Genomic DNA, 16,472 nt, shown 5'->3' with positions numbered 1-16,472 from the left:
GCTGTCATTGTTCGGGTGCATAATCCGTTCTGACGATGCAGTCGATTGCCGCCCAACGTGGAGGAGATCATGCAAGCGAAGAACGAAGACGCCGTAGCTCATCTATTGAACGATCTGGTCGAATTCGCGCGCGGGCGTCTGCCCGAACCGGCCTTCGCGATCGTCGAACCCTTCCTGCGTCACTACTACGACTTCGTCGATGCCGACGATCTCCAAAGCCGCTCCATCGCGGATCTCTACGGCGCGGCGCTTGCGCACTGGCAAACCGCGCAACGCTTCGTGCCCGGCAGCGAAAGACTGCGCGTCTATAACCCGATTCTCGAACAGCACGGCTGGCACTCGGACCATACGGTCATCGAGATCGTCAACGACGACATGCCGTTCCTGGTCGATTCGGTGTCGATGGCGGTGAACCGGCTCGGGCTCGCGCTGCATTCGGTCGTGCATCCGGTGTTTCGCATCTGGCGCGGCGCGGACGGCAGCATCGTGCGAGTCGGTCAAGGCGCACAGGATGCGTCGGATACGCAATCGCAACTCGCGTCGTTTATCCATTTCGAAGTGGACCGTTGCGGCGACGCGGCACGGCTCGATGCATTGCGCGCGGATATTGCCAGCGTGCTCGGCGATGTGCGGGCCGCCGTCGAAGACTGGGCGACCATCGCGGAACTCGCGCGTGCGACGGCAAAAGAGCTGACCGCGCGCGAAGCCGGTCCGGAAGCGTCGGAAGCGCGTGCGTTCATCGAATGGATGGTCGCGGATCATTTCACGTTTCTCGGTCAGCGTGACTATCAACTGGTGTCGCACGACGGCGGACTCGGTTTGCGGGCTGTGCCCGGTTCGGGCCTCGGCATTCTGCGCGAAGCGCGTCAGCTTGCCGGGATGCCCGACGTCACGCCATTGCCGGCGGCCGCATCGCAGATACTCGCTGGCGCATCGCCAATTTTTCTGACCAAGGCCAACTCGCGCGCGACGGTGCATCGGCCGGGCTATCTGGACTATGTGGGCGTCAAGCTGATCGGCGCGGACGGCAAGGTAACGGGCGAGCGGCGGTTTATCGGGCTGTATACGTCCACGGCTTATCTGGTGTCTGCGTCCGAGATTCCGATCGTGCGCCGCAAGTGCGCGAACATCGTCCGGCGCGCGGGGTTTCTGCCCAAAGGCCATCTCGCGAAGTCGCTCGTGACGGTACTCGAAACCTATCCGCGTGACGAACTGTTTCAGGCGGAAGAAGACCAGCTTTACGATATCGCGCTCGGCGTGCTGCGTTTGCAGGAGCATCAACGCACCCGGCTGTTCGTACGCCGCGACCGCTTCGACCGCTTCGTATCGTGCCTCGTTTTCGTCCCGCGCGAAAAGTACAACACCGATTTACGGCGACGCATTGCGCGTCTGTTGATGGAAGCCTTCAACGGCACCAGCGTCGAATTCACGCCCTTGCTGTCGGAGTCGACACTCGCGCGGATTCACTTCGTCGTGCATGCCGAACCGGGTCATATGCTCGACGTGGACACGCGCGAACTCGAAGCGCGTCTCGTGCAGGTCACCCGACGCTGGCAAGACGATCTCGCCGATGCGTTGCTCGATGCGTTCGGCGAAGAACAGGGCAACCGGCTGTTGCAGCACTACGCGGATTCTTTTCCGGCCGGCTATCGCGACGACTATCCGGCGCGCACGGCAGTACGCGATATCGAACTGATCGAGCGCGTGCAGGGCAGCGAAAAACTCGCGATGAATCTGTACCGGCCGATCGAAGCGGGACCGCGCGCATTTCGCTTCAAGGTGTACCGCGCCGGAGAACCGATCGCGTTGTCGCGCAGTTTGCCGATGCTCGAACATCTCGGCGTGCGCGTCGATGAAGAGCGCCCGTATCTGATCGAAGCGCCGCATGCGACGCCCGCATGGATTCACGATTTCGGCCTCGAACTCGCGGACGATACCGAGTTCGATATCGAGCGCGTCAAGAATCTGTTCGAAGATGCGTTCGCGCAAGTGTGGACCGGCGAGATCGAAAGCGACGACTTCAATCGGCTCGTGTTGCGTGCACAACTCGGCGCGCGCGAAGTGACGATCCTGCGCGCGTATGCGAAGTATTTGCGGCAAGTCGGCTCCACTTTCAGCGACGCGTATATCGAGCGCGCGGTCACCTGCAATCCTGCTATCGCACGGCAACTGGTCGAACTGTTCGTCGCGCGTTTCGATCCGATGATGGGCGACGCGCGCAACGTGCGCGTCGAGCATCTGCTGGGTGCGATCGATGCCGCGCTCGACAACGTCCCCAATCTCGACGAAGACCGCATCCTGCGGCAGTTTCTCGGTGTCATCAAGGCCACCGAGCGTACCAATTACTATCGGCTCGACGCGAACGGCCGCTCGAAACCGTATCTGTCGTTCAAGTTCAATCCGGCCAACGTGCCTGGCTTGCCCGAACCGAAACCGATGTTCGAAATTTGGGTGTATTCGCCGCGCGTCGAAGGCGTGCATCTGCGTGGCGGACGCGTCGCGCGCGGCGGTTTGCGCTGGTCCGACCGGCGCGAGGATTTCCGCACCGAAGTGCTCGGGCTGATGAAAGCGCAGATGGTAAAGAACGTCGTGATCGTGCCGGTCGGCTCGAAGGGCGGTTTCGTCGTGAAGAACCCGCCGCCCATCACCGACCGCGAAGCGTGGATGAAAGAAGGGATCGCGTGCTATCAGACGTTCCTGCGCGGCTTGCTCGATCTGACCGATAACCGTGTCGGCGATGCGCTGGTGCCGCCGCCCGACGTGGTGCGTCACGATGCCGACGATCCTTATCTGGTGGTCGCGGCGGACAAGGGCACGGCCACGTTCTCCGACTATGCGAACGCGATTTCGCAAGAGTACGGTTTCTGGCTCGACGATGCGTTCGCGTCGGGCGGGTCGGTCGGATATGACCACAAGAAAATGGCGATTACCGCGCGCGGCGCGTGGGAATCGGTCAAGCGGCACTTCCGTGAAATGGGCGTCGATACGCAAACGACGGACTTCACCGTGGTCGGCGTCGGCGATATGTCGGGCGACGTGTTCGGCAACGGTATGTTGCTGTCGGAGCATATCCGTCTCGTCGCCGCATTCGATCACCGGCATATCTTTCTCGATCCGAACGCGGACGCCGCCACGAGTTTCGCCGAACGTCAGCGCCTTTTCGCGCTGGATCGATCGAGCTGGGCCGATTACGATCCGGCCGCGATTTCGGCGGGCGGCGGCATTTTTCCGCGCACCGCAAAGACGATCGCGCTGTCGCCTGCCGTGCAGAACGTGCTCGGCATCAGCGCGGCGGCGCTCGCGCCGACCGAGTTGATTCGCGCGATTCTGCAAGCGCCTGCCGACCTGCTGTACAACGGCGGGATCGGTACGTATGTGAAAGCGGCCCGCGAATCGAACCTGCAAGTCGGCGACCGCGCGAACGACGGCGTGCGCGTCAACGGTGCGGATCTGCGCGTGAAAGTGGTGGCCGAAGGCGGCAATCTCGGACTGACGCATCTGGGCCGGATCGAATTCGCGCAGCGCGGCGGCCGGATCAACACGGATGCAATCGATAACTCGGCAGGGGTCGATTGTTCGGATCACGAAGTCAATATCAAGATCCTGCTCGGCCTCGTCGTCACCGACGGCGAGATGACGGGCAAACAGCGCAACACGTTGCTCGCGGAAATGACCGATGAAGTCGGGCTGCTGGTGTTGCAGGACAACTACTATCAGACCCAGGCGCTGTCGATCGCCGGACGCTACGGTGTCGAACTGCTCGACGCGGAAACGCGCATGATGCGTTGGCTCGAACGCGCCGGACGGTTGAATCGGGTGATCGAATTTTTGCCGACCGACGAAGACATCGCAGAACGGCAAGCGAACCGGCAAGGGCTGACCACGCCCGAGCGCGCGGTGCTGCTGGCGTACAGCAAGATGTGGCTGTACGACGCGCTGCTGGAATCGGGCATGCCGGAAGATCCGCTCGTCGCCGACATGCTGATCGAATATTTCCCGAAGCCGCTGCGTCAGCGTTTCAGCGACACCATGCAGCGCCATCCGTTGCGCCGCGAAATTCTCGCGACGCATTTGACCAACGCGCTGGTGAACCGGGTGGGCTGCGAATTCGTGCACCGCTTGATGGAAGAGACCAACGCGGAGCCCGGCGAGATCGTCCGCGCGTGCATCATGGCGCGCGACGTGTTCGATCTCGACCACGTGTGGCGCAGCATCGACGCGCTCGACAATCGGGTCGCCGACGATGTGCAGGCGAGCATGTTCGTCGAAGTGGCGCGCCTCGTCGAACGTGCGGCGTTGTGGTTCTTGCGGCAGTTGCAAACGGGCGTGCTCGGCGACGCGCACAGCGACGCGGTTGACGCGTTGCTGGCGCGTTGCCGCGATGCCGCGACGCGTCTCGCACCGCAATGGCCCGCGTTGCTGCCCACCGCCGATCTCGAAGCGCTGTCCGAACGGCAGCGCGTGCTGGTCGATGCGGGCGTGGATAGCGATCTCGCGGTGCGAATCGCGAGCGGCGAGATTTCGGCGTCGTTGCTGGATATCGCGGAAGTCGCGGCGACCTGCGAGCGCAGCCTCGAACTCGTGGCGGGCGTGTATTTCGCGCTCGGCACGCAACTCAATTACGGCTGGATCGGCGAACGCGCGATGGCGTTGCCGACACCCACGCATTGGGACATGCTCGCGCGCGCGGCGGCGCTGGCCGAGTTCGCGCGACTCAAGCGCGCACTGACGACCAGCGTGCTGGCCGATGCGGACGGCAGCGCCGGCGCCGACGCGCTTGTCGAAGCGTGGCTAGCGAAGCGCGCCGCTTCGCTGGAACGCTATGGGCGTCTGCTGGCGGATTTGCGGGCGTCGGGCGGCGCCAGCCTGTCGATGTTGCTGGTGATCGTTCGGGAAATGGCGTCGCTGGAGCGGGCATGAGCGGTGCTGTCACGCACGGCGGAGCATGACGATCGAGCCCGCGACCAGCGGCCACGGGAGGTGACGCCGCCGCCAGACTCGACGCAAGACCCGCGCGTTGACGTTAAAGCGCATGTCGGCTGGCCGGATTGCTCATAATACGAACTATCGCCACTGCGCTTTCCGATCCGCCATGACCGAGACTGCCGTTCAACCATCGTCCCAACCGATCGGCCATATTGCCGAAACCGCATCGACGCCGCGTCTGACCAGCCTGTCTCACGGCGGCGGATGCGGTTGCAAGATCGCGCCCGGCGTCCTGTCCGATCTGCTCAAACGCGCTGCGCCGTTGCCGATGTTCGCGGATCTTCTCGTCGGCAACGAGACCTCGGACGATGCCGCCGTGTATCGTCTGAACGACGAACAGGCGATCGTCGCGACCACCGATTTCTTTATGCCGATCGTCGACGATCCGTACGATTTCGGCCGGATTGCCGCAACCAATGCGCTGTCCGACGTGTACGCGATGGGCGGCAAACCGATTCTGGCGCTCGCGCTGGTCGGCATGCCGATCAACGTATTGCCGCACGACGTGATCGCGGCCATATTGCGCGGCGGCGAAGATGTCTGCGCACAGGCGGGCATTCCAGTCGCGGGCGGCCACTCGATCGACTCGGTCGAACCGATCTACGGGCTCGCGGCGATCGGCGTCGTCCATCCGCAGCGCGTCAAGCGCAATGCGGGTGCGCGTGCGGGCGACGTGCTGGTGCTCGGCAAGCCGCTGGGCGTCGGCGTGCTATCGGCGGCGCTGAAGAAGAACCGCCTCGGCGACGCCGGATACGCGGAAATGCTTGCGGCCACCACGCAACTCAACCGGCCCGGCACCGCGCTTGCCGCGCTGTCCGGCGTGCATGCATTGACCGACGTGACCGGCTTCGGTCTGCTCGGTCACACGCTGGAAATCGCGCGTGCGTCGGGCTTGTGCGCGCGGTTGCGATACGACGCGTTGCCGTGGTTGTCGGGCGTCGAAGCGTTCGCGGCGGACGGTGTATTCACCGGCGCATCCGGACGCAACTGGGCGTCGTATGGCGAGCGGATTCAACTGGCCGCCACGTTGCCCGGGATTGCGCAAACCCTGCTCACCGATCCGCAGACGTCAGGCGGTTTGCTGGTATCGTGCGCAGCCGAAGCGGTCGATGATGTACTCGCAATCTTCCGCGCCGACGGCTTCGATCGCGCCTGTGTGATCGGCGAGATGCGCGATGGCGCGCACGACAGTGCGGGGCGCGTCGAAGTCGTTTAAGCCGCTTTTCGAGTGACGCATGTCACTATCCTTGCAGTTTCAACTATTCCTTGCCGATGAAAGAAGAATCGCCGAAAGCCATTTTCTATGCCCTCGGAGCTAACCTGGGCATCGCCATATTCAAGTTCGCGGCCGCTGCGTATTCCGGTTCCGGCGCGATGTTTGCCGAAGCCATCCACTCGACCGCCGATTGCGGCAACCAGTTGCTGCTGCTGTTTGGGTTGCGGCAAGCGCGAAAACCGGTCAGCCCGTTGCATCCGATGGGCACCGGTCGCGCGATCAATTACTACTCGCTGCTGGTCGCGTTGCTGCTGTTTTTTGTCGGTGGGGCGTTCTCGGTGTACGAGGGCGTGCATCGGCTGTTTCATCGCGAGCCGCTGTCGAATGCGTATGTCGCGCTGGGTGTGCTCGGCGTATCGGTGGTGCTCGAAACCTTGTCGCTGATGGGCGCGGTGCGCGAGATCCGTAAAACCCATGCGGACCACACGATGTGGCGATGGTTTCGCGAAACGCGCGAATCGGATCTGCTGGTGGTGGCCGGTGAAGACATCGCGGCACTCGCGGGTCTCGCGATGGCATTTGTCGCCGTGCTCGCGACGATGCTGACCGGTAACCCGGTCTACGATGCGCTCGGATCGATCGGCGTGGGCGTGCTGCTGATGGTGATTGCGACGCTGGTCGCGCGTGAAGTGAAGTCGATGATCGTCGGTGAATCGGCGAGCCCGGAAGTGCGTCGCGGTATCGAAGCGCATCTGCGCGCGCGGCCTGAAATCCGCAGCATCATGAATATGATCACGTTGCAGTGGGGCAAGGAAGTCGTCGTCGCGGTGCAGGCCGAGATGATCGACTATCCGAGCGGCCGCGCGATGGTCGATGCCATCAACATCATCGAAGCCGATCTGCAGGAAACGTTTCCGCAAGTACGCTGGGTGTTTTTCGAACCGGACGTGCCGCGCGCAAGCGGCGACTGAACACCGCATTCGACACGCATCAACGCGTCGTTGCGCACTCTGCCAGAGTGCGCAACGACGCGTTTTTTACTTCGGCACCACGCGTTGCCGCATGGTGTTTACTCGTGACTCTCATGCTCCGCTTGCGCGCGGAACGGTGTCCACACCGGCGCAGTCGTGTCCCAGTTGTCGAGTTCGGACGGATTCATGGCTGACTCCTTCAATGGCTGAATGCGGCTAGAACGCGGTACAGGTCGCGTCTTCACGCGACGCTGCGCGCGATCAGTCGTGCGCGATACGTGTGGTTTCCGTGCCTTCCTGGATCGCGAGGCGAGCGGCCTGGGTTTCGCCTTGAAGGCCGACACCCGGATACGCCTGGCGGTTCATCGAAGGCAGGCTGCCGCTGCGATATGCGGCGATCAGTTCAGCGCGCACTTCGGCACGGGTCTTCTGGCTTGCACCCGCCGTTGCCGCGCTTTGGTACGTACCGGCGTGGCCGATGCCGCCGTCGGCGTAAGCGGCGTTGCTGGCAGCCACTGAGAGAACGAGTCCTGCGATAGAGGTGTAGAGAGGGCGTTGCATGTTCACTCCTGTCGATTCGGGAGCGGCGCCGTTGAGCGTCGCGACAGGATGAAATGTAGGCTTCACGGCGCCGCGGATAAATCGCGGTTTGGTGAAATGAATTGTCATGAATTCAGAACAATCAAAAAAACGCGGCTCATGCATTGCGCATGAGCCGCGTTTTTACGTCTGCTGCAACGGCGTTTTACTGCATTTCGCCGCTCAGGCGACGTACTCCGAAATAACCGGCGTATCGAGAGAAGGCGCGCTTTCTTTCTCTTCGAACGTGCGCTTCGAGCAGGTTTGATCGAGGCCGCCGCGGCCGCTCAGCAACGGGCAACGATCGAACACTTCAGCCATCCAGTCGACGAACACGCGCACTTTCGGCGACAGATGACGGCTGTGCGGATACACGGCCGAAATGGGCATGGGAAGCGGTTTGAGGTCGGGCATCACTTCGACGAGCTTGCCCGAGCGCAGATGCGGCAACACCATGAACAGCGCCGGCTGGATCAGCCCGAAGCCTTCGAGCCCGCAATTCACGTACGCATCGGCGTCGTTCACCGACACCATGCTTTTCATCTTCACTTCGGTTTCCTTGTTATCGACAAGGAAGGTCCAGTCGAGGATGCGACCCGTGCGGCTCGAAAAATAATTGACGGCCTTGTGTTCCTGCAGATCGTCGATCGACTGCGGCTTGCCGTAGCGCTCCAGGTAGACGGGCGCGGCGCAGGTAACGCCTTCGAATAGTCCGATCCGCCGCGCGACCAGCGACGAATCCTGCAACGCACCCACCCGCAGCACGCAATCGACGCCTTCCTGCAGCAAATCGACCGGACGATCGCTCAAGCCGAGTTGGAGGTCGATATCCGGGTAGCGCATGTGGAATTCGCGCAGCGCGGGAATCACGATCAGCCGCCCGAGCGAGCCGGGCATGTCCACGCGCAATTTGCCGTGCGGCTTCTTGTTGCCGCTCTGGAAACTCGCTTCGGTTTCTTCGACGTCGGCCAGAATCCGCACGCAACGCTCGTAATACGCGGCGCCGTCGGGCGTCAGCGAAAGACGGCGGGTGGTCCGGTGCATCAGGCGGGTGCCGAGAAACGACTCCAGGTTCTGGATGATCGTGGTGACCGACGCGCGCGGGAGATCCAGCGTTTCGGCAGCGCGGGTAAAGCTGTTGGTGTCGACGACACGCGTGAACACCTGCATGGCCTGAAGCCGGTCCATGACTACCTCCGAAAAAGGCGGAGCGCCCACTGAAGGGGACGAAGCGGATAGGAACAGCGTTCGCTCCGATCACCCTGCGAACCGGGCAGAGGCCGGTCGATTGTTCAGAGGCACCGAATTGTGTTGCCGGATTATAGGCATTTATTTAGGACTCTGCCGACGCCACAATTCGCAGCATTGAATTTCTATGCGCATTGCGCCCGTCAGACATGGATGCGTTAAAACCCCCGTATATCCCGCCGTTTTCGTTCGTGCCGCCCGACAGCACCAAGGGCGCCGCACGCACGCACGGCGCGGCGGGGCCGGCGCCTGCGGTGGCGGCGGCCGCGCCTGCGGCGCCCGCCGCAGCGGGCGGGTCGCTCGAGGTCACCGACGTGCAGATCGAGGGCCACGCGCAGCAGATCACGCTGCGGCTGACGCGTCCGGCCGGCAAGAGCGGGCTGCCGGTGCTGCTTTATTTTCACGGCGGCGGTTTCGTGCGCGGTTCTATCGACGACGCAGAGCCTGCCGCGCGCTATTTCGCTGAACACTTACCGGCACTCGTGGTGTCGGTCGGGTATTCGCTCGCGCCGCAGTTTCCGTTTCCGGCCGCGCCCGAAGATGCGCATCGCGCGGCATTGTGGGTGCAGACGCGGGCGCGCGCGTTCGGCGGCAATACGAAACGGCTGGGCGTCGCCGGACACGATGCGGGCGGCCAGCTCGCGAATTGCCTCGCGTTCATTGGGCGGGATCGCGGTGACGTGCGAATCGACGCGCAGGCGCTGTTCGGTCCGATGCTCGATCCGAGCCTGACGCGTCTGGGCGACGAGCGCCGTCTCTCGTCGGACATCACCGCGAAGGAATGCGCCGCCTGTTACCGCGCGTATCTGCCGCAAGCGTCGCAGCGGATGCACCCGTATGCGGCGCCGCTCGAATCGTCGCGGCTCGCGGGATTGCCCGCCACGCTGATCCTGACTGCGCAGAACGACGTGCTGCACGTCGAGGCCGAAAACTATGCGACGAGTCTGATCAATGCCGGCGTGATGACGCAGGTGGTGCGCTATCCGAGCGTGTCGCACGCCGCGCTCGCCGGGCATCCGGACGCATTGCAGGAAGCAGTGCGATTTTTTCAGTGCCGCTTTTCAGCGGCGCGCGCGGCGTCACGTTGAGCCGGACGGAGCCGCGATGAGTCCATCCATGTAGCGCGCGTGAGCGCAACGGCGGCGTAGGCGCCGCCGGTCCAGAAGTCCCGAATTCATCCAACGCGATGCGCCGTCGGCGCAGCGCGCGGATTACTGCATTCCAACAACCCTAAAAACCTGCTGATAACCGACTGGAGCCAACAATGTCACTCTTCCCGCTAACCCGTACGCGACTTGCCGTCGCGGTATTCGCCGTCGTCGTGATTGCCGGTCTCGGCACGTTCGGCGCGATTCATGTCGATGCACACGCGTCCGAGCAGGCCGCGCCGACCGTCGTCCCCGAAGTGGATGTCGCCACCGTGATCGATCGCACGATCACCGACTGGCAAAGTTATTCGGGGCGACTCGAAGCCGTCGAAAAGGTCGATGTCCGTTCCCAGGTGCCGGGAACGATCGTCTCGGTCAACTTCCGGGACGGCGCGCTGGTGAAGAAGGGCGACACGCTGTTCGTGATCGATCCGCGCCCGTACGCCGCCGAAGTCGATCGCGCCGAAGCGCAACTGGCCGCCGCGCAGGCGCGCACCGGCTACACGCAGAGCGACTGGGAGCGCGCGCAACGGCTGATCGCCGACAACGCGATTGCGAAGCGCGACTACGACGAGAAGCAGAACGCCGCGCGTGAAGCCAGCGCGAACTTGAAGGCGGCTCAGGCGGCCGTCGAAACCGCGCGCATCAATCTGGGTTACACGAAGATCGTCGCGCCCGTGGCGGGCCGCGTATCGCGTGCGGAGATCACCGTGGGCAACGTGGTGTCGGCGGGCGCGAGTTCGACGCCGTTGACGACGCTGGTATCGGTGTCGCCGATCTACGCGTCGTTCGACGCGGACGAACAGACGTACCTGCAATACATCAGCCGCGTGAAGGACGGCGGCAAGGTGCCGGTGCAACTGGGTCTCGCGGACGAAACCGGCTACTCGCGCGAAGGCACGATCGAATCGGTGGATAACCGGCTCGATACGTCGTCGGGCACGATCCGCGTGCGCGCGCGCTTCGACAATCAGGACGGCGCGCTGATTCCGGGTCTGTATGCACGCGTGAAAGTGGGCGGCAGCGTTCCGCATCCGGCGCTGCTGATCGACGACGCGGCGGTCGGCACCGACCAGGACAAGAAGTTCGTGCTGGTGGTCGACAAGGACAACCACGTCGCGTATCGCGAGATCGTGCCGGGTTCGATGCAGGGCAACCTGCGCGTCGTGAAGGGCGGTCTCAAGAGCGGCGACCGGATCGTCGTCAACGGCACGCAGCGTGTGCGCCCCGGCGACGCGATCCGCGCGCACATGGTGCCGATGAACGGCGACGCGAATCCGGACGGCACCGATGTCGCCAATGCAGCCAAAGCACCGGATGCAGCCAGCGCAACCGCCGCACCGATCGCGCAGGACGGCAAGCCGCAAGCCGTGAAGACGCAGAAGAATTCGTGAGTCGCATGCGAGCCCGCGCCCCAGATTCGCGCGCGACGCTCGCGCGCTCCAACCTCAAGAGCTTCCCATGAACATATCCAAATTCTTCATCGACCGCCCGATCTTTGCGGGCGTGCTTTCGGTGGTGATCCTGCTGGCGGGGATTATTTCCCTGTTCAAGCTGCCGATCTCCGAGTATCCGGAAGTCGTGCCGCCGTCGGTGGTGGTCCACGCGCAGTATCCGGGCGCGAACCCGAAGGTGATCGCGGAAGCGGTCGCATCGCCGCTCGAAGAGCAGATCAACGGCGTCGAAGGCATGCTGTACATGCAGTCGCAAGCGAACAGCGACGGCAATCTCACGCTGACCGTCACGTTCAAGCTCGGCACCAATCCCGATCTCGCGACGCAACTCGTGCAGAACCGCGTGAATCAGGCGCTGCCCCGTTTGCCGGAAGACGTGCAACGGCTCGGCGTGACGACGATCAAAAGCTCGCCGACGCTGACGATGGTGGTCCATCTGATCTCGCCGAACGACCGCTATGACATGACGTATCTGCGCAACTACGCGCTGCTGAACGTGAAGGATCGCCTCGAACGGATCCAGGGCGTCGGTCAGGTGCAGTTGTGGGGTGCGGGCGATTACGCGATGCGCGTGTGGCTCGATCCGCAGAAAGTCGCGCAACGCGGTTTGACCGCGACGGAGGTGGTCAACGCGATTCGCGAGCAGAACGTGCAGGTTGCGGCGGGCGTGATCGGTGCATCGCCGTCGGTGCAGGGCACGCCGCTGCAGTTGTCGGTGAATGCGCGCGGCCGCCTGAAAACCGAAGGCGAATTCGGCGATATCGTCGTGAAGACGGCGCCGGATGGCGCGGTCACCTATCTGAAGGACATCTCGCGGATCGAACTGGCGGCATCGGAATACGGTCTGCGTTCGTTGCTCGACAACAAGCCGGCCGTCGCGATGGCGATCAACCAGGCGCCGGGCGCGAACTCGCTGGCGATTTCCGACGAAGTGCGCGCGACCATGAAGGAACTCGCGCAGGACATGCCCGCAGGCGTCCAGTACAAGATCGTCTACGACCCGACACAGTTCGTGCGTTCGAGTATCGAAGCGGTCGTGCACACGCTGCTCGAAGCGATTGCGCTGGTCGTGATCGTGGTGATCGTGTTCCTGCAAACGTGGCGTGCGTCGATCATTCCGCTGATCGCGGTGCCGGTGTCGATCGTCGGTACGTTCTCGCTGCTGCTGGCATTCGGCTTCTCGATCAACGCGTTGTCGCTGTTCGGGATGGTGCTGGCGATCGGGATCGTGGTCGACGATGCGATCGTGGTGGTCGAAAACGTCGAGCGCAATATCGAAAGCGGCTTGAGTGCGCGCGATGCGACCTACAAGGCCATGCAGGAAGTGAGCGGGCCGATCATCGCCATTGCGCTGACGCTGGTGGCGGTGTTCGTGCCGCTCGCGTTCATGAGCGGTCTGACGGGCCAGTTCTACAAGCAGTTCGCGATGACAATCGCGATCTCGACGGTGATCTCCGCGTTCAATTCGTTGACGCTGTCGCCGGCGTTGTCCGCGTTGCTGTTGCGAGGTCATGGCGCGAAGGAAGACTGGCTGACGCGTGCGATGAACCGCGTATTGGGCCGCTTTTTCAAGGGCTTCAACAAGGTGTTCCATCGCGGCTCGACGTCGTACGGCAAGGGCGTGACGGGCGTGCTGCGCCGCAAGGGCGCGATGCTGGCCGTGTATGCGGTGCTGCTCGCCGCGACCTTCGGTGTCGCGCATATCGTGCCGGGCGGCTTCGTGCCCGCGCAGGACAAGGAGTATCTGATCGCGTTTGCGCAGCTGCCGAACGGCGCGTCGCTGGACCGCACGGAAAAAGTGATTCGCGACATGAGCGCGATTGCACTGAAAGAGCCGGGCGTGGAAAGCGCGGTCGCGTTTCCGGGATTGTCGGTGAATGGTTTCACCAACAGTTCGAGCGCGGGCATCGTGTTCGTCACGTTGAAGCCGTTCCACGATCGCCGTGGCAAGAGCTTGTCCGCCGGTGCGATTGCCGGTGCGCTGAACCAGAAATTCGGTGCGCTCAAGGATTCGTTCGTCGCGGTGTTCCCGCCGCCGCCGGTGTTGGGTCTCGGCACGCTCGGCGGTTTCAAGATCCAGCTGGAAGATCACGGTGCGGTCGGTTATGCCGCGCTGAACAATGCGACGCAGGCGTTTATCAAGCAGGCATCGACCGCGCCGGAACTCGGGCCGACCTTCTCCAGCTATCAGATCAACGTGCCGCAACTGAACGTCGATCTGGACCGCGTGAAGGCGAAGCAGCTCGGTGTGCCGGTCACGGACGTGTTCAACACGATGCAGATTTACCTCGGCTCGCTGTACGTGAACGACTTCAACCGCTTCGGCCGTGTGTATCAGGTGCGCGTGCAGGCGGATGCGCCGTTCCGTCAACGTGCGGACGACATCCTGCAACTGAAGACGCGTAACGCATCGGGCGAAATGGTGCCGCTGTCGTCGCTGGTGACGGTGACGCCGACTTACGGTCCGGAAATGGTGGTGCGCTACAACGGCTACACCGCCGCCGATATCAACGGTGGACCGGCGCCGGGTTATTCGTCGGGTCAGGCGCAGGCGGCAATCGAGCGCATCGCGGCGCAGACCTTGCCGCGCGGCGTGAAGGCAGAATGGACCGACCTCACGTATCAGCAGATTCTGGCGGGCAACGCCGGCATGTGGGTGTTCCCGATCAGTGTGCTGCTGGTGTTCCTGGTGCTGGCTGCGCTGTATGAAAGCCTGACGCTGCCGCTCGCGGTGATCCTGATCGTGCCGATGAGCGTGCTGTCGGCGCTGACGGGCGTGTGGCTCACGCAGGGCGACAACAACATCTTCACGCAGATCGGTTTGATGGTGCTGGTGGGGCTGTCCGCGAAGAACGCGATCCTGATCGTCGAGTTTGCGCGCGAGCTGGAGCATGACGGTCATTCGCCGCTGTCGGCGGCGATCGAAGCGAGCCGGATGCGGTTGCGCCCGATCCTGATGACGTCGATCGCTTTCATCATGGGCGTGGTGCCGCTGGTGCTGTCGAGCGGCGCGGGTTCGGAAATGCGTCACGCGATGGGTATCGCGGTGTTCTTCGGGATGCTCGGGGTCACGCTGTTCGGCTTGATGTTGACGCCGGTGTTCTATGTCGTGTTGCGCACGTTGGCGGGCGGCAAGATTCATGTGTCGCAGAAGGACGCGGGGCACTACGCGTTGCCGGCGTCGGACGCTTAAGGAGGAATGATGAAACAGATGAGTTCTTTAAGCGGTTGGGGCCGTGCCGCTGCGAGCGGATTGCTGGTTGCGCTGCTCGCCGCGTGTTCGGTCGAGCCGACCTATCAGCGTGCCGAGGTCGCTACGCCTGCCGCATTCAAGGAAGCGCCGTTGTCGACGCAGGACGCGGGCACGTGGAAAGCCGCCGAACCGTCCGACGACGCATTGCGCGGCGAATGGTGGACGGTGTTCGGTGACACCACGCTGGACGGTCTGGAGAAACAGGCCGCCGATGCGAATCAGGATCTGAAGGCCGCCGCCGCACGCGTGCAGCAGGCGCGGGCGGTTCAGCAGAGCGCACGTTCGGCGTGGTTCCCGCAGATCGATGCGGGCTTCGGCCCGACTCGCGAAAGGGCGTCGCCGGCGTCGCAATTCCTGCCGGACAGCGCGAGCGGCGTCAATCAGACGCTGTGGCGCGCGCAGGGCGCCGTGTCGTACGAGGCGGATCTGTTCGGGCGGGTCAGCACGACGGTCAACGCGGCGAAGGCCGACGAGCAGCAGAGCGAAGCGCTGTTCCGTTCGGTGCAGTTGTCGTTGCAGGCGGACGTGGCGCAGAACTACTTCCAGTTGCGCGAGCTCGATACGGATCAGGAATTGTATCGCCGTACCGTGACGCTGCGCGAAGATACGCTGAAGCTGGTCGAACAGCGTTTCAAGGAAGGCGATATCAGCGAGCTGGATGTGTCGCGGGCGCGCAATGAGCTGTCGAGCGCGCGTGCCGATGCGGTCGGCGTGGCGCGTCAACGCGCGGCGTCCGAGCATAGCCTCGCTATTTTGCTCGGCAAGCCGCCGGCGGACTTCTCGTTCCCGGAAACGCCGCTCGCGCAAATGACGGTGCGTGTACCGGCGGGTTTGCCTTCGGCATTGCTCGAACGTCGTCCGGATGTCGCGGCGGCGGAACGTGCGATGGCGGCGGCGAATGCGCGGGTCGGTGTCGCGAAGTCGGCGTTTTTCCCTAAGCTCGACATTACCGGCGGACTCGGCTTCGAATCGGCGACGCTGGCCGATCTGTTCATGTGGTCGAGCCGTACGTTCCTGCTCGGGCCGCTGGCCGGTACCGCACTGACGATGCCGATTTTCGACGGTGGTCGTCGTAAGGCGGGTCTTGCGCAAGCGCGCGGCAAGTACGACGAGGATGTCGCGCAGTATCGTCAGCAGGTGCTGGTGGCGTTCCGCGAAGTCGAGGACAACCTGGCCGATCTGCGTCTGCTCGACGATCAGATGCGCGAGCAGAACGATGCGGTGGTCGCATCGCAACGCGCGTCGCATCTGTCGCAAACGCAGTACAAGGAAGGGCAGGTCAGCTATCTGGATGTGATCGACAGCGAGCGTTCGGTGCTGCTGACGCAATTGCAGGCGAGTCATCTGGCGGGCACGCAGGCGGTATCGACGGTCAATCTGATTCGCGCGCTCGGCGGCGGTTGGGGCGACATGAAAGCAACCGGCACACCGGCGCAGATTGCACAGAAATAGCCTTGAAACAGGCTGTAAACGTGTGATCGACGTTTGATGAGCAGGTAGTAGACAGGCGGGGCGCAAGCGGTTTTCTTGCGCCCCGTTTGCATTTCCGGAAGGCATGATCGAAGCGGAACGCGTCGGATATATCGCGATTTGCGATTTGCTTCCGATAATCCGTTG

At 63.2% G+C, this 16,472-nt stretch carries 9 protein-coding genes; 7 read left to right on the top strand and 2 right to left on the bottom strand.

The features are described 5' to 3' along the window. The first annotated feature begins 69 nt into the window (after positions 1-69). From PW947_RS04230 to PW947_RS04220, 3 genes are all read left to right on the top strand, one after another. A complete protein-coding gene (locus tag PW947_RS04230) occupies positions 70-4,920 on the top strand; it encodes an NAD-glutamate dehydrogenase (RefSeq protein ID WP_299629823.1) in 4,851 nt (1,616 codons plus the stop codon). A 172-nt stretch (positions 4,921-5,092) separates the two neighbouring features. After that, positions 5,093-6,202, top strand: coding sequence for a selenide, water dikinase SelD (gene selD, locus PW947_RS04225; protein WP_299629822.1), 1,110 nt, complete (start codon positions 5,093-5,095; stop codon positions 6,200-6,202). A gap of 56 nt (positions 6,203-6,258) precedes the next feature. After that, positions 6,259-7,173, top strand: coding sequence for a cation transporter (locus PW947_RS04220; protein ID WP_299629821.1), 915 nt, complete (start codon positions 6,259-6,261; stop codon positions 7,171-7,173). A gap of 261 nt (positions 7,174-7,434) precedes the next feature. Here the strand turns inward: PW947_RS04220 and PW947_RS04215 are convergent, their stop codons facing one another. Then, positions 7,435-7,734 carry a DUF4148 domain-containing protein gene (locus tag PW947_RS04215; protein WP_299629820.1) on the bottom strand — a complete coding sequence of 100 codons (300 nt, stop codon included), beginning with the start codon at positions 7,732-7,734 and terminating at the stop codon, positions 7,435-7,437. Between the two features lie 201 nt (positions 7,735-7,935). Then, positions 7,936-8,940 carry a LysR family transcriptional regulator gene (locus PW947_RS04210; protein ID WP_299629819.1) on the bottom strand — a complete coding sequence of 335 codons (1,005 nt, stop codon included), beginning with the start codon at positions 8,938-8,940 and terminating at the stop codon, positions 7,936-7,938. Between the two features lie 209 nt (positions 8,941-9,149). Here PW947_RS04210 and PW947_RS04205 point away from each other — a divergent pair, with 209 nt between their 5' ends. The 4 genes from PW947_RS04205 (at position 9,150) to PW947_RS04190 (ending at position 16,307) form a co-directional block, all read left to right on the top strand. Next, positions 9,150-10,088: an alpha/beta hydrolase gene (locus tag PW947_RS04205; protein WP_299629818.1), complete on the top strand. Its 939-nt coding sequence runs from the start codon at positions 9,150-9,152 to the stop codon at positions 10,086-10,088. 176 nt (positions 10,089-10,264) lie between these two features. Next, on the top strand, positions 10,265-11,542 hold the full coding sequence (locus PW947_RS04200; protein WP_299629817.1) for an efflux RND transporter periplasmic adaptor subunit: 1,278 nt from the start codon (positions 10,265-10,267) through the stop codon (positions 11,540-11,542). A gap of 67 nt (positions 11,543-11,609) precedes the next feature. Next, a complete protein-coding gene (locus PW947_RS04195; protein ID WP_299629816.1) occupies positions 11,610-14,795 on the top strand; it encodes an efflux RND transporter permease subunit in 3,186 nt (1,061 codons plus the stop codon). Positions 14,796-14,804: 9 nt separating this feature from the next. Then, positions 14,805-16,307, top strand: coding sequence for an efflux transporter outer membrane subunit (locus PW947_RS04190; RefSeq protein ID WP_299629815.1), 1,503 nt, complete (start codon positions 14,805-14,807; stop codon positions 16,305-16,307). Positions 16,308-16,472: the final 165 nt, after the last annotated feature.

The sequence above is a fragment of the Paraburkholderia sp. genome (genome assembly GCF_028283785.1).
GTDB lineage: Bacteria > Pseudomonadota > Gammaproteobacteria > Burkholderiales > Burkholderiaceae > Paraburkholderia.
Note: the sequence above shows the minus strand (reverse complement) of the source record. Positions and strands in the feature narration are given on the sequence as shown.